Source organism: Stenotrophomonas sp. NLF4-10, from assembly GCF_022359915.1.
GTDB classification, from domain to species: domain Bacteria; phylum Pseudomonadota; class Gammaproteobacteria; order Xanthomonadales; family Xanthomonadaceae; genus Stenotrophomonas; species Stenotrophomonas daejeonensis.
The window spans coordinates 741,487-761,030 of record NZ_JAKSEE010000003.1; the positions used below are offsets into that span (position 1 = coordinate 741,487).

The following is a 19,544-nucleotide window of genomic DNA, read 5'->3' on the forward strand; positions in this document are numbered from 1 at the left end:
TCATGGATGACTTGCCAAAGGTGGTTGCTCTCGATGCAAACGCGCTGATCTGCCTGTGCGGAAAAGAGTGCGACGATAGGCTGAAGCTTGAACATCTTTTCTCGGTGCTCGACAAACAGAAAGGCATCGTGATTCTGCCGACTCCGTCAGTCTCGGAGTTCTTGATAGGAGCCGATCAAGCCGCTCACGATATGATGGAGGTCTTGCAAAACAAGGCATCCGTACGCATTTGCCCGTTTGATCTCGCTGGTGCCTACGAGTGCGCGCAGATGAATGCCGCAGCGATTGGTCGTAGCGGAGGCAATAAGCGCGACGGGATAGACCCGGATAGGGCGTGGCAGCAGGTGAAGTTTGATCGCCAGATCGTTGCCATTGCAAAGTCCAATGGTGCCCGGTTGATCATCTCCAACGACAGTGGCGTTCGAGCCTGCTCACAGCGCGTCGGGATCAAGACGTTGAGGATGGATGAGCTACCGTTCCCTGATCATGCAAGGCAGGCGAAGATACCACTTGAAGTTGAGCAGCCTGACGAAGAAGACTGAAGATCAGAACCCCGCCTAGGCGGGGTTCTTCGTTTCAGGGCTTGGGCTTCTTCGGCCGCCCGTTGCCGCCTTCCTTGGGATACAGGGGGCGCCTCTCGTGCCGCTTCACGATCCGGCGCAGCTCGTCCCGGCAGGCCCGCAGGGTGTCGGCAGACGCAGCCATGCCGTCGATGTGCCGGTCCTTCGCCTCGCGGTCCCAGTCCTCGATCGGCTCGTGCAGGTCATTCAGCAAGTCGTTCATGGCGTCTCGGCTGGTGCGATGAAGTGGGGTCACGATGCACCCCATGAAGAACATCGGCAAGGCTCGCTGAGCGGCCCGCAAAGCCCAGGAACTGGAGCAGCAGGCGGCGAAGCTGGAGGCTGATCGCGATGGCGACTGGCGGGCGTGGCGGAAGCGCCAGGAGGCCGGCATGCGGCTCAGGCTGGAAGCGTCCCGGTTCCAGTCGATGATCGCGAATGATCAGCGGTGCTGAAGATTTTCCGGGCGCAGATTCGTATAGCGCTTTAGCGTGGACCAGCTTTCATGCAGGGTAAATAGTGCAACTTCGTGGATGCTATAACCGGCCTCAAACAAACGACTGGTGGCTTCGTGGCGCAGGTCGTGGAAGTGGAGATCCTGTATCCCGAGGACAATGCACGCCTTGGTGAAGCTAGCGCCTATTGATTTGGGGTTGAATGGGAAAATGAGAGGGTTGTCAGTGTCGTCATCGAGTTGATGGCGTGGCTGGCGCAGGATGATTTCCAGAGCCGCAGGCGTCAGCTTGAAGGTCTTGTGGTTGCCGAGCTTCCGGGTGGGGTGCTTCGCATCGCGCAGCCGACAGGTGGCTGTGGCCACGTCTAGATCATCCCAGCGCAGGCGAGTGATCTCTTCTTGGCGTCGTGCGCTGTGGATGGCGAACCAAATGATGTCCTGCATAGGGATTTCGGCACGCGCATCGCGGCGGCTGAACTTCGCATCGAGCATCTGTAGCTCGGAAGCGGTGGGGCGCCGATCACGTTGCTTGGGTTTCCCGATGAGTCGTTGCTGCCGCAAATACTCCGCGGCATCGTCCAACTCCTGCAGTGGTACCGGTACGCGCAGCGCGACCCGGGCGGAACGGAACACTTGTCTCAGCCAGATGAGGTCGTTACTGGCTGTGGCTGGGCCGGCGCCTTCTTTGCGGCGCCCCTGGGTGTAGGCGATGAAGTCGGCATGCGTGAGGCGGTCCACGCGCTTGTCCGCCAACGCCCCATCGCCAATGCGGGCCAGATCGGCGCTCTTCGAGCGCCCCCACGGGTTGTCCTCGGCCATCTGGCTGGAGTACCAGGTGATCATCTGCGCGACGGTCATGCGGGTGCCTACTGTCTCCCCGCGCGCTCGCTGGCCGGCCAGCTCTGCTTCACGGCGGGTCAGCCATTCTTTAGCAAGGGCCTTGGATGGGAAGGTTTCCGACTCCCGATGCACGATCTTGCCCTCGGCCTTGAGCCGGATGGTCGCCGTGTAAGATGTCGCGCCGTTGGCTCGGCGTCTGGCAAGGATTGATCCCATAGTGCTACAAGCCGCTTTTGGTAGCACCGAATGTAGCACTGCCATTGCGGCAATGCCCGGAAACCCGCAGAAATACTAGAGCAATGCCACAGCCTGGAAAGCCCGCCATAGAAGCATCAAAGCCCCGTGAGCCTTACGTCTTGAAGGGTTTGAGGCTTTCGGTGGCGCCGATGATGGATTGGACCGACTCGCATTGTCGGGTGTTCCACCGCATCCTCGCGCCCGGCGCGCGGTTGTATACCGAGATGGTGCACGCCAATGCGGTGATCCACGGCGACCGTCGGCGCCTGCTCGGCTTCGATGCCAGCGAGCATCCGTTGGCGCTGCAGCTGGGCGGCAGCGAGCCGGCCCTGCTGGCGCAGGCCGCGCGCATCGCCGCCGACTGGGGCTACGACGAGGTCAACCTCAACTGCGGTTGCCCGTCCGACCGGGTGCAGGCCGGGCGCTTCGGCGCCTGCCTGATGCGCGAGCCGGAACTGGTGGGCGAGTGCGTGGCGGCGATGGTCGCGGCGGTGGACATCCCGGTCACGGTGAAATGCCGCTTGGGCGTGGACGAGGACAACGACTACGATGCCTTCGCCGCCTTCGTCGACCGGCAGGTACGGGCCGGCGCGGCGATGATCGTCGTGCATGCGCGCAATGCGTGGCTGAAGGGGCTGTCGCCGAAGGAAAACCGTGAGATCCCGCCGCTGCGCTACGACTGGGCGCACCGCCTCAAGTGCGAGCGCCCGGCGTTGCCGGTGGTGCTCAACGGCGGCCTCGCCACGGTGGAGGCGGCGCAGGCGCAGATGGTGCACGTCGACGGGGTGATGCTCGGCCGCGCCGCCTACCACGACCCCTACGTGCTGCATGCGCTGGAAGCGGCGCAGACCGGTGCGCCGCTGCGCAGCCGCGAGGACCTGCTGGAGCAATTGCGCCCGTATGTGGAAGCGCAACTGCAGCGCGGGCTGGCGCTCAAGCACATCACCCGCCACCTGCTCGGGCTGTACCACGGGCAGCCGGGCGGGCGCGGTTTCCGCAAGGTGCTCAGCGAAGGGGCGCACCGCCCCGGTGCCGACTGGTCACTGCTCGAACAGGCGGTGCAGGTCACCCGGGAACAGGCCGAACGCGTCGCGGCAAGCTGAATGGGGGCCGACGAGAGACGGCCAAGACGATGTTTCGCGGGCAGGGTTCATATCGGATTCACCCCTAAAAATCAAGAATTTGCGACAGTTTGGCAGGGCTCGAACGGTTCCCCGTGGACTCCTGCTTTCACGTATTTTGAACGTTCCGTCGCAGTCCGATAGGATCACCCCATGCTCCCGCTTCCGCGTCATCTCCCGCTCGTAGTCGCCGCCGTGGCGCTGGCCGTCGTGGCCGCCACGCCGGTGTCCGCACAGGAAGCGCGCAAGGAACCGGCGGACCTCGGCATGCGCATGGCCGCGCCGCGCATGCAGGTACAGAACAGCGAGCGGCCGCAGCCGCGTTCCTCGTTGTCCGATTCGGTGCGCCGCGTGCAGCGCGAAACCGGCGGCCGCATCCTCGGCGCCGAGCGGGTGCCCTACGACGGGCGCGACATCAACCGCGTGAAGTACATGGACGACCGCGGCCGGGTCCGCTACATGGACGACGAGGCCCCCGCCGCGCGCATGCGTGGCCCGGGCGGCCCGGCGCAGGGCCGCCAGCGGTCACCACGCGCCGATAACTCCTGAACTGGCATAGTCCGCCGTACCGCAATCCGCACAATGCCCGGCACCGAGCCGGCCAAAGCAATCAGGGAGAGTTCATGCGTATCCTTCTGGTCGAAGACGAAGCCCCGCTGCGCGAGACCCTGGCAGCCCGGCTCAAGCGCGAAGGCTTTGCCGTCGATGCGGCGCAGGACGGCGAGGAAGGCCTGTACATGGGCCGCGAGGTGCCGTTCGACGTCGGCATCATCGACCTCGGCCTGCCGAAGATGTCGGGCATGGAGCTGATCAAGGCGCTGCGCGACGAGGGCAAGAAGTTCCCGGTGCTGATCCTGACCGCGCGTTCGAGCTGGCAGGACAAGGTCGAGGGCCTCAAGCAGGGCGCCGACGACTACTTGGTCAAGCCGTTCCACGTTGAGGAGCTGCTGGCCCGCGTCAACGCACTGCTGCGCCGCGCCGCCGGCTGGAGCAAGCCGACGCTGGAATGCGGCCCGGTGGCGCTGGACCTGGCCGCGCAGACGGTCAGTGTCGGCGGCAGCAACGTCGACCTGACCAGCTACGAGTACAAGGTGCTCGAATACCTGATGATGCACGCCGGCGAGCTGGTGTCGAAGGCCGACCTGACCGAGCACATCTACCAGCAGGATTTCGACCGCGACTCGAACGTGCTGGAAGTGTTCATCGGCCGCCTGCGCAAGAAGCTGGACCCGGACGGCGAGCTCAAGCCGATCGAGACCGTGCGCGGCCGCGGCTACCGCTTCGCGATCCCGCGCAACCACGAAGGCTGATCCACCGCACCGCGCGCCTGCAATGGTCTTTGGCCGTCTCTGGTTCTTCCGGCGCTGGCGGCCGCGTTCGCTGCAGGCGCGCCAGCTGCTGTCCGCGTCGGTCGGCCTGGTCGCCTTCCTGGCATTGGCCGGCTACGCGCTGGACGCCTCGTTCGGCCAGGCCGCGCGCGACAACCTCAGCGAGCGCCTGAAGAACTACGCCACCGCCTATGCCGGCGGCATCGACTTCACCCGCGACCGCTCGCTGTACATCCGCGAGCAGCCGCCGGACCCGCGCTTCGACGTGCCCGGCAGCGGCCTGTACCTGCAGGTGGTGATGCCGGGTGGCCACGGCAACTCGCTGTCCGCCGAGGGGCCGATCCTGCCCGAGGTCGGCACGCGCATGCTGCGGCCGCGGCAGGAGACCTTCGAGGGCCCGCTGCCGATCACCCAGATCGACGGCAGCCCCGGCGAGGTTTACCGCTACGGTATCGGGCTGGTGTGGGGCGGCGATGGCGGGCCGGAGGCCGAGTTCCCGTACACCATCTACGTGCTGGAGGATTCGCGCGCGCTGGGCAAGCAGCTGCGCGTGTTCCGCAATGCGGTGTGGTTCTGGCTGGGCGTCACCGGCCTGATCCTGCTGCTGCTGCAGACGCTGGTGCTGCAATGGAGCCTGCGCCCGCTCAAGCACGTCATCAACGAGCTGACCCGGGTGCAGCGCGGCGAGCGCGAGCGCATGAGCGAGATGCACCCGCGCGAGCTGGAGCCGCTGACCGACAGCATCAACGCCTTCATCGAGAGCGAGCGCGAGAACCTGGAGCGCCAGCGCAATACCCTGGCCGACCTGGCGCACAGCCTGAAGACGCCGATCGCGGTGCTGCGCACGCAGCTCGACGGCGGCGCCGACGAAGCCGCGCTGCGCGAGGAACTGGACGTGCAGCTGCAGCGCATGAACAACCTGGTGTCCTACCAGTTGGCGCGCGCCGCCTCGTCCGGGCACAAGCTGTTCTCCGCGCCGGTGCCGATCGAGGCCAGCGCCGAGGAAATCGTGCGCGGGCTGGAAAAGGTCTATGCCGCCAAGGGCGTGCTGTGCGAGTTCGAGCTGGAGCCGGGCGTCAAGTTCTACGGCGAGGCCGGCGACCTGCAGGAGCTGCTCGGCAACCTGCTGGAGAACGCCTTTAAGTGGGCCAGGCGCCGGGTGCTGCTGACCGCGCGGCCGATCCCGTGTGCACCGGGGCGCCGCGCCGGGCTGGAACTGGCGGTCGATGACGATGGCCCCGGCATCGCCGAGGACAACATCGCCAAGGTGCTGCAGCGTGGCGTGCGCGGCGACGAGCGCGTGCAGGGCCACGGCATCGGCCTGTCGATCGTGCAGGACCTGATCCGCGACTACCGCGGCGAACTGCAGGTCAAGCGCTCGACGGAACTGGGCGGCGCGCGCTTTGAAGTGAAGCTGCCGTCGGGATTGTGAGGGCGCCAAGCGACGTGAGTCGCGACCGGGCTTTCCCGTTGGAGTCAGGTCGCGACTCACGTCGCTTACAAAAATGCTCAGGGTCGCGGAGCGGGTGCGCCGGCGAACGGCGACGGCCCGTAGAAGCGCCGCAGGTGCGTGGCCACCGCCGGCATTTCCCGTTCCAGTAGCCGTGGCGCGGAGAAGTGGTATTCGCTGGCCACCGCGAAGAATTCCTCCGGCGCCTCGGCGGCATAGGGATCGATGGCGGTGTCACGGCCGGCATCCACCCGCGCGCAGAAGGCATCGAAGCACTGCTGGAAATCGCGCGCCCATTGCCGCTGCCAGTCGCGCGGCAGCGGTGGGGTGCCGTCCATCGCGCCATCGAGCACGTCGATCTTGTGCGCCATCTCGTGCACCGCCACGCAGAAACCGGCCTGCGGGTCGGCGATGTCGGCCTGCACGTCGGCCCACGACAGCAGCAACGGGCCGCTGTCCCAGGCCTCGCCGATCAACTCGTCGTCCCATTCGTGCAGCACGCCGGCGGCATCGGTGTGGCTGCGGCGCACGCGGAAGGCATCCGGGTACACCACCAGCTCCGACCAGCCATGCAGGCCTTCGCGGCCGAACTCGAGTAGCGGCAGGCAGCACAGCGCGGCCAGCAGCAGGCGCTGGGCGTCGTCCAGCTCCAGCCCCGCGACCGGGGTGATGGTCTTGCGCTGCAGGAACAGCAGCACCAGCCCGCGCAGCCGCGCGATGCGCGCGTCGTCCAGCGGCCGCAGCCACGGGCAATCCCGGCAGACCTGCTGCCAGAGCGCGTCGTCGAGTTGGGCGGGCGTGCGCCGCCAGCGGCGCAGGAACGACTGGATCAGCGGAACATCCCCGGCAGCAGCCGGTGCCACTTCGGCGCGCGCAGGCGCGGGATCACCTCTTCGTCGCTGCCGCCACCGGCCTGTTGCGGCGGCGTGGGCGGCACGGCGTGCTTGGCCGGCGGCGGAGTGTTGGCCAGGTTCACCGAGGCGGCCGGGGCCGCCACCCGCTCCACCTCGCCGGGCGCGTAGCTGCAACCGCCGGATGCCGGGCTGTCGAATGCGTCCGCGGCATGCGCGGCTGCGGCCAGGGGGGCCAGCAGCAGGATCAGGCAATGGGCGGTACGGCGCATCGTCATTGTCCGGGAGCGGTCGAGCTACCGATTCTAGCCTGCTTTCCACGCCGGGCCGGTAGGGGCCGCGGGTGGCTTCCCGCATAATCTGCCGCTCTGCCGGGAGGAAAGGTTGCCGTGGACGACCGCGAGCTGTTGGCCAAACTGGGGGCGGGCGCCCTGTCCGGCGACGCGCTGGCGCGCGAGCTGGGCCAGACCCGGGCCGCGATATGGAAGCGGATACAGGGCCTGCGCGCGGCCGGGGTGGCGATAGAGGGCCGCGCCGGCGACGGCTACCGGCTATTGCAGCCGCTGGAACTGCTGGACCGCGAGCGCATCCTGGCGCAGCTGGACCCGGCCGTGGCCGCTGCGATGGCGGGGCTGGAAATCGGCTGGACGCTGGGCTCGACCAACAGTGAATTGCTGCGGCGCAGCGCACCTTTGCGCGGCACCGAGGTGCTGCTGGCCGAACGCCAGACCGGCGGCCGAGGTCGCCGCGGCCGGCAATGGGCCTCGCCGCTGGCCGCGAACATCTACCTGTCGCTGTCGCGTGCGTTTGCCGGTGGCCTGTCGCGCATGGGCGGGCTGAGCCTGGCCGCGGGCGTGGCGGTCGGCGAGGCGCTGCAGGCGCTGGGCATCGCCGGGGTCGGCCTGAAATGGCCCAACGACCTGCTGGTCGATGGCCGCAAGCTGGGTGGGCTGCTGGTGGAGGGCGGCGGCGAATTCGCCGGGCCGGCGCGGGCGGTGGTCGGGCTGGGCCTGAACGTGCGCATGCCGGCGGCGGTGGTGCCGGCCATCGACCAGCCGTGGACCGACCTGGATACGCTGGCCGGCGCGCCGGTATCGCGCAACACGGTCGTGGCCACCCTGCTGTCGCACCTGCTGCCGGCGCTGGACCAGTTCGAGCGGCAGGGGCTGGCGCCGTTCCTGCCGCGCTACGCCGCGCTGGACGTGCTGGCCGGCCGCCACGTGCGGGTGGAAGAGGGCGGCGTCCTCCACGAAGGCATTGCCCGTGGCCTGGCCGAGGACGGCGCGCTGCGGGTACGCATCGGGGGCGCCGAGCGCCATTTCCATGCCGGCGAAGTCAGCGTGAGGGCGCAATGAACGACTGGTTGTTCGACCTGGGCAATTCCCGTTTCAAGTTCGCGCCGTTGGCCGGGGAGGCCGCCGGCGACGTGCAGGCCTGGGCGCATGGCGCCGAGGCGATGACCACCGCGGCGCTGGAAGCGCTGCCGCAGGGCGATACCGCCTGGGTGGCCAGCGTCGCCGCGCCGGCGCTGACCGTGACGGTGATGGCGCTGCTGCGCGAACGCTTCGCGCAGGTGCGCGTGGCCCGCACCCTGCCCGAATGCGCCGGGGTGAAGATCGCCTATGCGCGCCCGGAGAAATTCGGCGTCGACCGCTTCCTCGCCCTGCTGGCCGCCGCACGCATGCGCCGGCCGGTGTTGGTGGTCGGCGTCGGCACCGCACTGACCATCGACCTGATGGATGCCGGTGGCCTGCACCGTGGCGGCCGCATCGGCGCTTCGCCCACCACCATGCGTGAGGCGCTGCATGCGCGTGCGGTGCAGTTGCCGGCCAGCGGCGGCGACTATGCGGAGTTCGCCAACGACACCGCCGATGCATTGGCGTCGGGCTGCGACGGCGCGGCGGTGGCGCTGGTCGAGCGCAGCCTGCGCCTCGGCGCCGCCGAGCTGGGGGTCGAGCCGGTGCTGTGGGTGCATGGCGGCGGTGCCGCACCGCTGCTGCCCTTGCTGCCGGGCGCCGAACACCGGCCTGCGCTGGTGCTGGACGGACTGGCGCGCTGGGCGCTGCACCAAAGCGCCGCGGGAGGCTAGGATCGCTACATGCTGAATCGCTTCCTGATCGTCGTGCTGGCCATTCTCAACGTCGGCGTTGCCCTGTGGTGGATGGCGCCGCGCGCGCCCGAACCGCCGCTACCCGAGCCAGCCGAAACCGGCGTGGCAAGGCTGGAACTGGTGGTGCCGGAGGCGCTGCCGGCGACCGCCGCAGTAGCCGCGGCTCCCGCGGCGGAGGCTGCCGATCCACCAGCCGCCGCGGATTCCGCCGCCGAGCGTTGCCTCAGCCTCGGCCCGTTCGCCGACAAGGCACGGGCACAGGCGGCGGTGGCGACGCTGGGCGCGGACCTGCTGCGCTCGCACCTGCGCGAAGTGCCGCCCCGGGCAGCCAGCAGCTACCGGGTCATCCTGCCGCCGGCGGCCACCCGCGAGGAAGCGCAGGCCACGGCCAAGCGCATCGCCGACGCCGGCTTCGGCGACTACTTCGTCATGGGCCAGGGCGAGGAAGCCAACGCCATCGCGCTGGGCCAGTACCGCAGCCGCGAAGGCGCCGAGCGCCGCCAGGCCACGCTGGTCGAGGCCGGTTTCCCGGCGCAGCTGCTCGCCAGCGGCGGCGAGGAAGCGTCCAGCTGGTGGCTGGATGCCGCCCACGCCGGCACGGTGCCGGCCGCGGCCCTGCAACGCCGCAGCGGCGCGCAGCGGCAACAAGTGCTGGATTGCGCACGGCTGCGCTAGCTAGAATGCCCGCCGGCCTCCGGCCCGCGGATACCGTCCTGCCCGTCGCGCAGGCATCGCCTCCATGCCGCTTTAGCTCAGTCGGTAGAGCAACTGTCTTGTAAACAGTAGGTCATCCGTTCGATTCGGATAAGCGGCACCATTCCCCGCGTTTTCCCGCCCCCGCTGCTGCGTCGCCGCGGGTGGCGGGCGTGGCCATTGGCTAGACTGCTTTCATTTGCAACGGAGGAATCATGGTCAGTTCTCGTCCTGTTTCATTGATCGGCGTACCCACCGACGTCGGTGCCGGCCACCGCGGCGCGCGGCTGGGGCCGGAGGCGCTGCGCATCGCCGGGCTGCCCGAGGCGCTGGCCGCGCGCGGCGTGGACGTGCGCGATGTCGGCAACCTGCAGGGGCCGCGCAACCCGTGGACCGCGCCGGTGGACGGTTACCGGCACCTCGACGAGGTGGTGGCGTGGAACCGCGCGCTGATGGACGCCACCTACGCCGAACTGCGCGATGGGCGCCTGCCGATCATGCTCGGTGGCGACCACTGCCTCGGCATGGGCTCGGTCACCGCGGTGGCGCGCTGGTGCCGCGAGCAGGGCAAGGACCTGCGCGTGCTGTGGCTGGACGCGCACTCGGACTTCAACACCTCCGAGGTCACCCCATCCGGCAACATCCACGGCATGCCGGTGGCCTGCCTGTGCGGGCTGGGGCCGGATGCGCTGACCCGGCTGGGCGGCACTTCCCCGGCGATCTCGCCGCAGCAGGTGCGGCAGATCGGCATCCGCTCGGTGGACCAGGACGAGAAGCGCCTGATCAAGCAGCACCAGGTGGACGTGTACGACATGCGCTACATCGACGAGGCCGGCATGAAGCGCACGATGGAAGCGGCGCTGGCCGGCATCGACGGCAACACCCACCTGCACGTCAGCTTCGACGTGGATTTCCTCGATCCGTCCATCGCCCCCGGCGTGGGCACCACGGTGCCGGGCGGGGTGAACTACCGCGAGGCGCAGCTGGTGATGGAGATGATCGCCGACACCGGGCTGATGGGCTCGCTGGACATCGTCGAACTGAACCCGCTGCTCGACCGCCGCAACCGCACCGCCAAGCTGGCGGTGGACCTGGTCGAAAGCCTGTTCGGCAAGTCCACCCTGATGCGCGATTGATGCCGGCTGCACATCGCTGAACAGCGGCCGGTCGCGTTCACGTGCGCTGCACGGCGCAGCCGCCAGATTCGCCTCACGCGGAAGCGGTGGCCGGGGAGCTTCGCGGCCCGCCGCGACCGCCAATCACTGAACGAGGAGAAGGTGGATGAAGCGAGTGCTGATACTGGCCGTGTTGGGGTTGTTCCCGCTGGTGCTCGCCGGCTGCAACACCGTCGCCGGCGCCGGCAAGGACATGCAGAAGGCAGGCGAGAAGGTCGAGGACAAGGCCCAGGATTGCAAGGACGGCAGGTGCTGAACCCGTGCATTGAACCCGTGACGAGGAGAAACCCGATGAAGCGTTTGCTCGTGCTGGTGCTGTTGTCGATGTACGCGATGGCGATGCTGGCCGGCTGCAACACCATTGCCGGTGCCGGCAAGGATGTGCAGAAGGCGGGCGAGAAGGTGGAGGACGCGGCCACCGGCCACTGATCCACCGCGCATCAAGGCAAGCGGAAGGGCCGGCGATCGCCGGCCCTTTTCGTTGCCGGTCCCGGCCGCGGGGTCACGGCGCGTTCAAGAACGTCAGCGCCGGCAAACGAACCGTGGACCGGGCGCCAACAACGGCCTTGGCAAGGTGGTTGCGCGGCAAGAGCGCCGCTCCCCCTTCGCAAGGAGAACCTGCATGAACAAAGACATCATTTCCGGCAAGTGGAGCCAGATCAAGGGCAAGGCGCAGGCCAAGTGGGGCGACCTGACCGACGACGACTTCCAGGTGGCCGAGGGCAACGCCGAATACCTGGCCGGGCGCCTGCAGGAACGCTATGGCTGGGCCAAGGACCGCGCCGAAACCGAGATCCGCGATTTCGAGAAGGCGCTGCGCAAGGACTACCCGGACTACCACTGACCGGGTACGGGTGGATGGACGGGACGGGCGGGCCGCGGCATGCGGCCCGCTCGCTTTCCATCGGCGACGGCGGGCGGGCGGTTACACTGGGCGCGTTCATCCGCCTGCATTCCCGTGTTCATGACCACCCGCGTTCTCACCGGCATCACTCCTTCCGGCACTCCCCACCTGGGCAACTACGTCGGTGCGATCCGCCCGGCGATCGCCGCCAGCCGCACCCAGGGCATCGAGAGCTTCTTCTTCCTGGCCGACCTGCACAGCCTGATCAAGGCGCAGGACCCGGTGCGCACCCAGCGCTCGACGCTGGAGATCGCCGCCAGCTGGCTGGCCTGCGGGCTGGACCCGGACAAGGTGTGGTTCTACCGGCAGAGCGACATTCCCGAGACCACCGAGCTGACCTGGTACCTCACCGTGGTCGCCGGCAAGGGCATCCTCAACCGCGCCCACGCCTACAAGGCGGCGGTGGACAAGAACCGCGAGGAGGGCGTCGACGACGATGCCGGCATCAGCGCGGGCCTGTTCATGTACCCGGTGCTGATGGCGGCCGACATCCTGATCTTCAACGCCAACAAGGTGCCGGTGGGCCGCGACCAGATCCAGCACATCGAGATGGCGCGCGACTTCGCCCAGCGCTTCAACCACATCTACGGCAAGGACCATTTCGCGCTGCCGGAAGCGGCCATCGACGAACAGGTGGCGACGCTGGCGGGCCTGGACGGCCGCAAGATGAGCAAGAGCTACAACAACACCATCCCGCTGTTCGCCCCGCGCGAGGAACTGAGGAAGCTGGTGTTCTCGATCCTCACCGATTCGCGCGCGCCCGGTGAACCGAAGGACACCGAGGGCTCGGCGCTGTTCCAGATGTACCAGGCCTTCGCCACGCCGGAGCAGAGCGCCGCCTTCGCCAAGGCCTTCGCCGACGGCATCGGCTGGGGCGAGGCCAAGCAGCAGCTGTTCGAGCGCATCGACGCCGAGCTGTCGCCGCTGCGCGAGCGCTACAACGCGCTGATGGCCGAGCCGGAGCGGATCGAGGCCCTGCTGCGCCGGCGCGGGCAGGAACTGCGCGAGCGCTTCGCCATCCCGCTGCTGAAGGAACTGCGTTACGCGGTGGGCCTGCGCGACCTGGCCGCGGCCGGCGACACCCCGCGCGCCACGGCTGCCACCAAGGCCGCGCTGCCGCAGTTCAAGCAGTACCGCGAGGCGGACGGCCGCTTCCATTTCAAGCTGCTCGATGGCGAAGGCCGGCTGCTGATCCAGAGCGAAGGCTTCGATTCGCCGCGCGACGCCGGCCAGATGGTCGCCGCGCTGAAGCAGGCCGAGCATGGCGAGGCCCTGCAAAGCGAGTCGTTCAAGCTGGAAGCGGAAGTGGAGCAGGTGCTTGCCGCCCTGCGCGCGCTACGCGAGTAATCTTGGTAGGAGCGCACCTTGGTGCGCGATGAGGCTTTCCCCGTAGAGCCCCTCGCGCACCAAGGTGCGCTCCTACGGAATACCTGCAAGGAGTTGCGATGGCCTGGTTGTCGTTGTTGCTGTTCCTGCCTTGGTTCTGCGTGATGAGCGCGCTGTACTGGTGGTTCCCGCGCCAGCCGCGTCATCGCCTGCGCACCCTGTTCGACGGCGCGGCGCTGGCCTTGGCGCTGCTGCTCAGCATCGTCGGCATGCACTGGGGCTATGCCACCGGCGCGACCGAGGCCGACGCGGACAGCATGTGGAAGCAGATCCTCGCCGTGCTCTATGCCTACGGCGGCTTTCTCGCGGTGATGGCGCTGGCCCTGCTGCTGCGTCCGCGCGTGCTGCGCCGCCCGTAGGAGCGACGTGAGTCGGACCAGGCTTCGCCGGGAAAGCTTCATCGCGACTCGCGTCGCTCCTACGAAAGCCGTATTGCCGCACATCGATGCGGATGACAGCATCGGGCGGCGCATGACCGGAGCCACCGCATGACCGCCAGCCACGGCATCCACACCATAGACACCGCGTTCCAGCGCGACCATTTCGACGCGGCCTACTTGCTGGTCGAGGACGGGCGCGGCGCGTTCGTCGACTGCGGCACCAGCCATGCCGTGCCGCGGCTGTTGGACGCGGCCGGGCAGGCCGGGCTCGGCGCGGATGCCATCGACTGGCTGATCCTCACCCACGTCCACCTCGACCACGCCGGCGGCGCTGGCGCGCTGCTACAACGACTGCCGAACGCGCGGCTGCTGGTGCATCCGCGCGGCGCGCCGCACATGATCGATCCGGCGCGCCTGATCGCCGGCGCCACCGCGGTCTATGGCGAGGCGGAAATGGCGCGCAGCTACGGCCACATCGCGCCGGTGCCGGCCGAGCGCGTGGTGGTGGCCGGGGACGGCCACCGGCTGTCACTGGCCGGGCGCGAACTGCTGTGCATCGACACGCCCGGCCATGCGCGCCACCACCTGTGCGTGTGGGACGCGGCCAGCCAAAGCTGGTTCACCGGCGACACCTTCGGCCTGTCCTACCGCGAACTGGACAGTGCGCAGGGGGCCTTCATCGTTCCCACCAGCTCGCCGGTGCAGTTCGATCCGGAGGCGATGCATGCCTCCATCGGGCGCTTGCTGGCGCAGGGGCCGGAAGCGATGTACCTGACCCACTACGGCCGCATGCAGGACGTGGCGCGGCTGGGCGCCGACCTGCACGTGCAGATCGACGCGATGACCGCCATCGCCCGCGCCTGCGCCGGCCGCGCCGACCGCCATCGCGCGCTGGTGGCCGCGTTGGGCGAGCTGTATCTGGAGCGTGCGCGCATGCATGGTTGCCGGCTGGACGATGCCGGCGTGCTGCGCGTGCTGGCGCTGGACATCGAGCTCAACGCGCAGGGTCTGGCGTGCTGGTTGGACCGCGTGAACCCGTAGGTACCGGGCTGGCCCGGTACGGGGCTTTGCCGGGAGAGCTTCATGCGGGGCAAGCCCCGCATCTACGGGTAAAATTCCGCGTCTTCCATCGTTGCCGGTGCCCGCCGTGAACCCCATGCGCATGCTGCTGTTGTCGTCCTGCCTGTTCGTCGGCGGCATCGCCAGTGCGGCCAACGACCTGCCCGGTGGCGGCATCGACCCGGACGCGCTGTCGCGGCACGTGCGGGTGCTGGCCTCGGACGAATTCGAGGGCCGCGCGCCGGCGACGGAGGGCGAACGGCGCACCGTCGAATATTTGATCGAGCAATTCCGCAAGGCCGGTGTGCAGCCGGGCGGTGAAGATGGCGGTTGGGTGCAGGAGGTGCCGCTGGTGCGCGCGCAGGTGCAGGGCACGCCGGAGGCCAGCCTGCAGCTCGGTGACGAGCGCGTGCGACTGGTCAACGGCGAGGACGTGACTCTGCAGAGCCTGCGCCCGCAGGACGAGGTGGACGTGGCGGATGCACCGCTGGTGTTCGTCGGTTACGGCATCGACGCGCCGGAGCGGCACTGGGACGACTACAAGGGCGTGGACCTGCACGGCAAGATCGCCGTGGTGCTGGTCAACGACGCCGACTTCGAGAGCGCGGCACCGGGTGCGTTCGATGGCCGTGCGGTGACCTACTACGGCCGCTGGACCTACAAGTTCGAAGAGGCCGCGCGGCGTGGCGCCGAGGGCGTGCTGATCGTCCATGAAACCGCGCCGGCCGCGTATCCGTGGGCGACGGTGAAGGCGTCGGGCACCTCGCCGCTGTTCGACATCCAGCGCAGCGAGGCCGAGGCGCGGGCAATGCACACGCCGCTGCGCGGCTGGATGCAGCGCGCGCTAGCCGAGCGCATCTTCGCCGCGGCCGGACTGGATTTCGAGACGGAAAAACGCAAGGCCATGCGCGCCGATTTCCGCCCGCTGGCGCTGGGCGATGCCACGCTGTCGGCCAGCTTCTGGGTCATGCGCGAGCCGGTGGTCACCCGCAACGTGGTGGCGAAGCTGGAAGGCGCGGACTACCCGGACGAGTCGGTGGTTTTTTCCGCGCACTGGGATGCGTTCGGCATCGGCCAGCCCGATGCCAACGGCGATGCGGTGCGCCACGGCGCCATCGACAATGCCACCGGCGTGGCATCGGTGCTGGAACTGGCGCGGGTGTTCGCCGCCGGTCCGCGCCCACGGCGCACGCTGTACTTCATCGCGCTGACCGCCGAGGAAAAGGGCCTGCTGGGCGCCAGCTACTACGCCGAACACCCGCTGGCGCCGCTGGAGAAAACCGCGGCGGTGTTGAACATCGAGATGTTCAGCCCGGACGGCGAAACCGCCGACATCGCCACCTGGGGCAACGGCCGCGTCTCGCTGGAAGCGGACATCGACCAGGTGGCACGCGCGCGGGGCCGCCGCTGGTCGCCCGATCCGAACCTGGAGGCCGGCTTCTTCTACCGCGCCGACCATTTCGCCTTCGCCCGCAAGGGCGTGCCGGCGATCACCGTCGGTGCCGGGCTGGACAAGTTGGAGGGCGGCGTCGCCGCCGGCCGCGCGCTGCGCGATGCCTATTTCGCCAACTGCTACCACCAGCCCTGCGACGCGTGGACGCCGCAGTGGGACGCACGCGGGCTGGCCGCCGACACGCTGCTGGTCTACGACCTCGGCCTGGAACTGGCCAACGGCCGGGATTGGCCGCAGTGGAACGAAGGTGCCGAGTTCGGTGGCGCGCGCAAGGCCAGCGATGCCGCGCGGCGCCCGTAGGATTTGCCGCTGCTGCTGCAACCGGGTGTTGCGACGGTGGTAACGCCGCCGGCCGCGATGCTCGCCTAGAATTGCCGCGTTCTCCTCCGGTCTCCCCCATGTCCGTTCCCGTTCCCGTGCAGGCTGCCCCGCGTGGCGGCCTCGTCGCCGTCGCCCTGCTGCTGGTCTACGTGGTCTGGGGTTCGACCTACCTCGGCATCCGCCTGGCGCTGGAAGGCGGCATGCCGCCGTTGTCGGTGATCTCCGGCACCCGCTTCGTCATCGCCGGCGGCGTGCTCTACGGCCTGTTGCGCTGGCGCGGGGTGGCCGCACCGACGCGGGCGCAGTGGCGCACCGTGGCGGTGATGGGGCTGTGCCTGCTGTTCCTCGGCAACGGCATGGTGGTGCTGGCCGAGCGCGACGTCTCCTCCGGGTTGGCGGCGGTGGCGGTGGCCTCGGTGCCGCTGTGGATGGCGCTGTTCTCGGCGCTGCGCGGCGGCAAGGTCGCCGGCGGCGAGTGGCTGGGCATCGCGGTCGGCCTGGCCGGCGTGGTCTGGCTCAATGCCGGCAGCAGCCTGACCGCGACGCCGACCGGGCTGGTGCTGCTGCTGGTCGCGCCGCTGGGCTGGGCCTTCGGCTCGATCTGGTCGCGCGGGCGCGACCTGCCGTCGCCGTTCATGACCGCCGCCGGGCAGATGCTGTGCGGCGGCGTGATCCTCGTCGCCGCCGGCCTGCTGCGCGGCGAGCACATGGCCGCGGCGCCGACGCTGCAGGGCGTGCTGGCGGTGGGCTACCTGAGCGTGTTCGGCTCCATTGTCGCCTTCACCGCCTACGTGTGGCTGCTGCACAACGTGCGCCCGGTGCTGGCCAGCAGCTACGCCTACGTCAACCCGGTGATCGCGGTGGCGCTGGGCGCGCTGGTCGCGCACGAGCGCTTCGGCGCGGCCGACATCGGCGCGATGGCGGTGATCCTGGCCGGCGTCGTGGTCATCACCCTGGCCCGGATGCGCCGCGCATGAACCCCGCCGAACACCGCAACGGCCTGCTGGCCGCCACCCTGGCCTTCGTCATCTGGGGCCTGTTCCCGCTGTACTGGCACCTGCTGATCGAGGTGCCGTCGTTCCAGATCATCGCCCACCGCATCGTCTGGAGCGCGGTGCTGCTGGTCGGCGGGCTGGCGCTGACGCGCGGCTGGGGCTGGCTGCGCGAGGTATGGGCCACGCCGCGGCGGTTCTGGCTGCTGGGGCTGGCGAGCCTGCTGATCGGTGCCAACTGGAGCCTGTACATCTGGGCGGTGAACGCCGGCCACGTGGTCGAGACCAGCCTGGGCTATTTCATCAACCCGCTGCTGAGCGTGGTGCTGGGCGTGGTGGTGCTGCGCGAGCGGCTGGGCCGGCTGCAATGGCTGGCGGTGGCGCTGGCGGCGCTGGGCGTGGCGTGGCTGACGTGGCAGAGCGGGCGCGCGCCGTGGATCGCGATCGGCCTGTCGATCACCTTCGGCCTGTACGGGCTGCTGCGCAAGCTGGTGGTGGTCGAGGCGGTGACCGGGCTGGGCGTGGAAAGCCTGTTCATGGTGTGGCCGGCGCTGGCCTACGTGGTGTGGGCCGAAAGCGGCCACGGCGGCGGCTTCATCTCCGGCTGGGGCGTGGGCAACGACGTGCTGCTGATGCTGGCCGGCGTGGTCAGCGCGGTGCCGTTGATCGCCTTCGCCTACGGCGTGCGCCGCATCCCGCTGTCGGTGGTGGGGCTGCTGCAGTACATCGGCCCGACGCTGCAGTTCCTGGCCGGCGTGCTGATCCTGCGCGAGCCGTTCGCGGCCTCGCAGCTGGTCGGCTTCGGCCTGATCTGGGCCGGGCTGGTGGTGTTCGCGATTGCCGGCGTGCGCGCGGCGGCGAGGGCGCGCCGGCGAGCGTGAGGTGGGTGGTCGCGGGGGTGCCGTAGGAACGACGTGAGTCGCGACGGGGCTTCAACGGGAAAGCCCGTCGCGACTCACGTCGCTCCTACAGTTGATGCTCCGTCCAGCGGTGTCGTGGGAATCGGGCATTGCGTGCCGTCGCTGCTGGCCTGCGCGAACCAGTCTTCGACCACGCCGGACAGGCGGTCCAGCCGCAGCGGCAGGGTCAGGTGGTCCTCGCCTTGCAGTTCCAGGTAGCGTGCATGCGGTGCGGCGGCGGCCAGCGCGCGGCCCTGCGCGACCGGGATGTGCGCGTCGTCGCGGCCGTGCAGCAGCAACACGCAGGCCGGCACCTGCGCCAGCGCCCGGCCTACGTCCACGCGGTCCAGGTCGATGCCGAGCCTGCGGTCGGCGGCGGCGATGGCCGCGTCCAGCCCGCTGCCGCCGTATTGCCAGCGCGCCAGCGGCAGCGCGAGGTAGTCGCTGATGCGCTCGGGCGGGCGCGACAGCATGTGCGGCACCATCGTGCGGATGGCGTGGCCGGCGTTGTCGAAGGATTCCATCGCCACCACGCTGCGCAGCCGCGGGCCGAGTTCGCGCGCGGCGAAGATGGCGGTGGCCGCGCCGTAGGACACGCCGAGCAGGTGCACCGGCCCGTCGATCTCGCCTTCGGCATCGAGCGCATGCAGCGCGGCGGCCACGTCTTGGCCCTCGCGCGTGCCGTAGCCGGAGGGCGCCTGCCCGGAGCGGCCGTGGTTGCGCAGGTCCAGGGCGATGGTGCGGTAGCCGTGCTGCGCCAGCTCCAGCGCCCACGGCAGCAGCGAGCCGCCATCCATCATCCAGCCGTGCAGCAGGATCACCGTGCCGCGCGGCGCCGGGGGGCGGGTTGCAGGCACCGAAGCGTCCAGCGAGAACTCGGGGAAGCGTTCGCCCATGCCGAGGTAACGGTATTGCAGGCGGTAGTCGCCGGGATCGAGTGCGACCCAGTGCAAGGCCACCCCACCGCTGCCGGGCACCGCGCCCTGGCGGTGCGGCAGGCGCGCCAGCAAGGCGTCGATGCGGGCGGTCGGCACCATCGGCGAGGTGCCGCCGGGGGCGGCCAGCCGTGCGCTGAGCGAGAGCGGAGGCGTCGGCGAGGACAGGGCGAAGCCGGCCAGCATCACGCAGGCGCCGGCCAGCGCCAGCGAGCGGAGCATGGCGGGAATCCGGAAAGGGAAGGGCCGCCACGGTAGCCATCGGTGATGGCGGCTGCTACCGCAACAACATGACAAGCGGATGACCGTTGCCTGCCGTTCGGTTTCGGCGCGACGGCGGCAGGGGCGGTGCGGGAACGCTGCCGGGCGCCTGTCGCCGCCCGGCAGCGCCCGTGC

Annotated in this window: 23 protein-coding genes and 1 tRNA gene; 19 read left to right on the forward strand and 5 right to left on the reverse strand. The window is 69.3% G+C overall.

All coding sequences use genetic code 11. From position 1 onward, the window contains the following. The first annotated feature begins 2 nt into the window (after nucleotides 1–2). Entirely contained in the window at nucleotides 3–542 is a 540-nt protein-coding gene (locus MIC98_RS03540) for a hypothetical protein (protein ID WP_239735629.1), read from the forward strand. 34 nt (nucleotides 543–576) lie between these two features. Here the strand turns inward: MIC98_RS03540 and MIC98_RS03545 are convergent, their stop codons facing one another. Beyond that, complete coding sequence (locus MIC98_RS03545) at nucleotides 577–783, reverse strand: hypothetical protein (protein WP_239735631.1); 207 nt, start codon at nucleotides 781–783, stop codon at nucleotides 577–579. A 219-nt stretch (nucleotides 784–1,002) separates the two neighbouring features. After that, on the reverse strand, nucleotides 1,003–2,070 hold the full coding sequence (locus MIC98_RS03550) for a site-specific integrase (RefSeq protein ID WP_239735634.1): 1,068 nt from the start codon (nucleotides 2,068–2,070) through the stop codon (nucleotides 1,003–1,005). Between the two features lie 83 nt (nucleotides 2,071–2,153). Here MIC98_RS03550 and dusA point away from each other — a divergent pair, with 83 nt between their 5' ends. The 4 genes from dusA (at nucleotide 2,154) to MIC98_RS03570 (ending at nucleotide 5,972) form a co-directional block, all read left to right on the forward strand. Beyond that, a complete protein-coding gene (gene dusA, locus MIC98_RS03555; RefSeq protein WP_275584470.1) occupies nucleotides 2,154–3,194 on the forward strand; it encodes a tRNA dihydrouridine(20/20a) synthase DusA in 1,041 nt (346 codons plus the stop codon). Between the two features lie 171 nt (nucleotides 3,195–3,365). Next, nucleotides 3,366–3,761 carry a hypothetical protein gene (locus MIC98_RS03560; protein WP_239735638.1) on the forward strand — a complete coding sequence of 132 codons (396 nt, stop codon included), beginning with the start codon at nucleotides 3,366–3,368 and terminating at the stop codon, nucleotides 3,759–3,761. A gap of 74 nt (nucleotides 3,762–3,835) precedes the next feature. Continuing rightward, a complete protein-coding gene (locus tag MIC98_RS03565) occupies nucleotides 3,836–4,522 on the forward strand; it encodes a response regulator transcription factor (protein WP_057640385.1) in 687 nt (228 codons plus the stop codon). Nucleotides 4,523–4,544: 22 nt separating this feature from the next. Further along, a complete protein-coding gene (locus MIC98_RS03570; protein ID WP_239735640.1) occupies nucleotides 4,545–5,972 on the forward strand; it encodes an ATP-binding protein in 1,428 nt (475 codons plus the stop codon). A 77-nt stretch (nucleotides 5,973–6,049) separates the two neighbouring features. Here the strand turns inward: MIC98_RS03570 and MIC98_RS03575 are convergent, their stop codons facing one another. Continuing rightward, on the reverse strand, nucleotides 6,050–6,853 hold the full coding sequence (locus MIC98_RS03575; protein ID WP_239735642.1) for a M90 family metallopeptidase: 804 nt from the start codon (nucleotides 6,851–6,853) through the stop codon (nucleotides 6,050–6,052). Continuing rightward, nucleotides 6,820–7,113, reverse strand: coding sequence for a hypothetical protein (locus tag MIC98_RS03580; RefSeq protein WP_083490084.1), 294 nt, complete (start codon nucleotides 7,111–7,113; stop codon nucleotides 6,820–6,822). The genes MIC98_RS03575 and MIC98_RS03580 overlap by 34 nt, the downstream gene beginning before the upstream one ends. A gap of 117 nt (nucleotides 7,114–7,230) precedes the next feature. Here MIC98_RS03580 and birA point away from each other — a divergent pair, with 117 nt between their 5' ends. The 14 genes from birA (at nucleotide 7,231) to rarD (ending at nucleotide 18,195) form a co-directional block, all read left to right on the forward strand. Continuing rightward, a complete protein-coding gene (gene birA / locus MIC98_RS03585; protein WP_239735644.1) occupies nucleotides 7,231–8,196 on the forward strand; it encodes a bifunctional biotin--[acetyl-CoA-carboxylase] ligase/biotin operon repressor BirA in 966 nt (321 codons plus the stop codon). Next, nucleotides 8,193–8,930, forward strand: coding sequence for a type III pantothenate kinase (locus MIC98_RS03590; RefSeq protein WP_239735646.1), 738 nt, complete (start codon nucleotides 8,193–8,195; stop codon nucleotides 8,928–8,930). Before birA ends, MIC98_RS03590 begins: the two co-directional genes overlap by 4 nt. A gap of 9 nt (nucleotides 8,931–8,939) precedes the next feature. Continuing rightward, complete coding sequence (locus MIC98_RS03595) at nucleotides 8,940–9,626, forward strand: SPOR domain-containing protein (RefSeq protein WP_239735649.1); 687 nt, start codon at nucleotides 8,940–8,942, stop codon at nucleotides 9,624–9,626. Between the two features lie 66 nt (nucleotides 9,627–9,692). Next, nucleotides 9,693–9,768 (forward strand) — tRNA-Thr (locus MIC98_RS03600). 91 nt (nucleotides 9,769–9,859) lie between these two features. Next, the gene (rocF, locus tag MIC98_RS03605; RefSeq protein WP_239735652.1) at nucleotides 9,860–10,780 is read left to right on the forward strand and encodes an arginase; all 921 of its coding nucleotides are present in this window, start codon (nucleotides 9,860–9,862) and stop codon (nucleotides 10,778–10,780) included. A gap of 145 nt (nucleotides 10,781–10,925) precedes the next feature. Next, nucleotides 10,926–11,075, forward strand: a complete 150-nt coding sequence (locus tag MIC98_RS03610; protein ID WP_057640393.1) for an entericidin A/B family lipoprotein — start codon at nucleotides 10,926–10,928, stop codon at nucleotides 11,073–11,075. Nucleotides 11,076–11,110: 35 nt separating this feature from the next. Next, nucleotides 11,111–11,248, forward strand: coding sequence for an entericidin A/B family lipoprotein (locus MIC98_RS03615; protein WP_057640394.1), 138 nt, complete (start codon nucleotides 11,111–11,113; stop codon nucleotides 11,246–11,248). A 193-nt stretch (nucleotides 11,249–11,441) separates the two neighbouring features. After that, nucleotides 11,442–11,663, forward strand: a complete 222-nt coding sequence (locus MIC98_RS03620; RefSeq protein WP_057640395.1) for a CsbD family protein — start codon at nucleotides 11,442–11,444, stop codon at nucleotides 11,661–11,663. A gap of 120 nt (nucleotides 11,664–11,783) precedes the next feature. After that, nucleotides 11,784–13,070: a tryptophan--tRNA ligase gene (locus tag MIC98_RS03625; RefSeq protein WP_239735663.1), complete on the forward strand. Its 1,287-nt coding sequence runs from the start codon at nucleotides 11,784–11,786 to the stop codon at nucleotides 13,068–13,070. Nucleotides 13,071–13,168: 98 nt separating this feature from the next. Continuing rightward, nucleotides 13,169–13,468 (forward strand): hypothetical protein, encoded by a 300-nt coding sequence (locus MIC98_RS03630; RefSeq protein ID WP_239735665.1) that lies wholly within the window; start codon nucleotides 13,169–13,171, stop codon nucleotides 13,466–13,468. Nucleotides 13,469–13,597: 129 nt separating this feature from the next. Beyond that, nucleotides 13,598–14,530 carry an MBL fold metallo-hydrolase gene (locus MIC98_RS03635; RefSeq protein ID WP_239735666.1) on the forward strand — a complete coding sequence of 311 codons (933 nt, stop codon included), beginning with the start codon at nucleotides 13,598–13,600 and terminating at the stop codon, nucleotides 14,528–14,530. Nucleotides 14,531–14,645: 115 nt separating this feature from the next. Next, nucleotides 14,646–16,301, forward strand: coding sequence for a M28 family metallopeptidase (locus MIC98_RS03640; protein ID WP_239738017.1), 1,656 nt, complete (start codon nucleotides 14,646–14,648; stop codon nucleotides 16,299–16,301). A 98-nt stretch (nucleotides 16,302–16,399) separates the two neighbouring features. Then, nucleotides 16,400–17,299 carry a drug/metabolite exporter YedA gene (yedA, locus tag MIC98_RS03645; protein WP_239735667.1) on the forward strand — a complete coding sequence of 300 codons (900 nt, stop codon included), beginning with the start codon at nucleotides 16,400–16,402 and terminating at the stop codon, nucleotides 17,297–17,299. After that, nucleotides 17,296–18,195 (forward strand): EamA family transporter RarD, encoded by a 900-nt coding sequence (rarD, locus tag MIC98_RS03650; RefSeq protein WP_239735668.1) that lies wholly within the window; start codon nucleotides 17,296–17,298, stop codon nucleotides 18,193–18,195. Before yedA ends, rarD begins: the two co-directional genes overlap by 4 nt. 74 nt (nucleotides 18,196–18,269) lie before the next feature. Here the strand turns inward: rarD and MIC98_RS03655 are convergent, their stop codons facing one another. Beyond that, nucleotides 18,270–19,370, reverse strand: a complete 1,101-nt coding sequence (locus tag MIC98_RS03655; RefSeq protein ID WP_239735669.1) for an alpha/beta fold hydrolase — start codon at nucleotides 19,368–19,370, stop codon at nucleotides 18,270–18,272. Nucleotides 19,371–19,544 lie beyond the last annotated feature (174 nt).

Excerpts from the sequence above, each read along its gene's own strand:
- MIC98_RS03540 (WP_239735629.1), top strand. The coding sequence starts at position 3 with ATGGATGACTTGCCAAAGGTGGTTGCTCTCGATGCAAACGCGCTGATC.
- MIC98_RS03545 (WP_239735631.1), bottom strand. The coding sequence starts at position 783 with ATGAACGACTTGCTGAATGACCTGCACGAGCCGATCGAGGACTGGGAC.
- MIC98_RS03550 (WP_239735634.1), bottom strand. The coding sequence starts at position 2,070 with ATGGGATCAATCCTTGCCAGACGCCGAGCCAACGGCGCGACATCTTAC.
- dusA (WP_275584470.1), top strand. The coding sequence starts at position 2,154 with ATGCCACAGCCTGGAAAGCCCGCCATAGAAGCATCAAAGCCCCGTGAG.
- MIC98_RS03560 (WP_239735638.1), top strand. The coding sequence starts at position 3,366 with ATGCTCCCGCTTCCGCGTCATCTCCCGCTCGTAGTCGCCGCCGTGGCG.
- MIC98_RS03565 (WP_057640385.1), top strand. The coding sequence starts at position 3,836 with ATGCGTATCCTTCTGGTCGAAGACGAAGCCCCGCTGCGCGAGACCCTG.
- MIC98_RS03570 (WP_239735640.1), top strand. The coding sequence starts at position 4,545 with ATGGTCTTTGGCCGTCTCTGGTTCTTCCGGCGCTGGCGGCCGCGTTCG.
- MIC98_RS03580 (WP_083490084.1), bottom strand. The coding sequence starts at position 7,113 with ATGCGCCGTACCGCCCATTGCCTGATCCTGCTGCTGGCCCCCCTGGCC.
- MIC98_RS03590 (WP_239735646.1), top strand. The coding sequence starts at position 8,193 with ATGAACGACTGGTTGTTCGACCTGGGCAATTCCCGTTTCAAGTTCGCG.
- MIC98_RS03595 (WP_239735649.1), top strand. The coding sequence starts at position 8,940 with ATGCTGAATCGCTTCCTGATCGTCGTGCTGGCCATTCTCAACGTCGGC.
- rocF (WP_239735652.1), top strand. The coding sequence starts at position 9,860 with ATGGTCAGTTCTCGTCCTGTTTCATTGATCGGCGTACCCACCGACGTC.
- MIC98_RS03610 (WP_057640393.1), top strand. The coding sequence starts at position 10,926 with ATGAAGCGAGTGCTGATACTGGCCGTGTTGGGGTTGTTCCCGCTGGTG.
- MIC98_RS03615 (WP_057640394.1), top strand. The coding sequence starts at position 11,111 with ATGAAGCGTTTGCTCGTGCTGGTGCTGTTGTCGATGTACGCGATGGCG.
- MIC98_RS03620 (WP_057640395.1), top strand. The coding sequence starts at position 11,442 with ATGAACAAAGACATCATTTCCGGCAAGTGGAGCCAGATCAAGGGCAAG.
- MIC98_RS03625 (WP_239735663.1), top strand. The coding sequence starts at position 11,784 with ATGACCACCCGCGTTCTCACCGGCATCACTCCTTCCGGCACTCCCCAC.
- MIC98_RS03630 (WP_239735665.1), top strand. The coding sequence starts at position 13,169 with ATGGCCTGGTTGTCGTTGTTGCTGTTCCTGCCTTGGTTCTGCGTGATG.
- MIC98_RS03635 (WP_239735666.1), top strand. The coding sequence starts at position 13,598 with ATGACCGCCAGCCACGGCATCCACACCATAGACACCGCGTTCCAGCGC.
- MIC98_RS03640 (WP_239738017.1), top strand. The coding sequence starts at position 14,646 with ATGCGCATGCTGCTGTTGTCGTCCTGCCTGTTCGTCGGCGGCATCGCC.
- yedA (WP_239735667.1), top strand. The coding sequence starts at position 16,400 with ATGTCCGTTCCCGTTCCCGTGCAGGCTGCCCCGCGTGGCGGCCTCGTC.
- rarD (WP_239735668.1), top strand. The coding sequence starts at position 17,296 with ATGAACCCCGCCGAACACCGCAACGGCCTGCTGGCCGCCACCCTGGCC.
- MIC98_RS03655 (WP_239735669.1), bottom strand. The coding sequence starts at position 19,370 with ATGCTCCGCTCGCTGGCGCTGGCCGGCGCCTGCGTGATGCTGGCCGGC.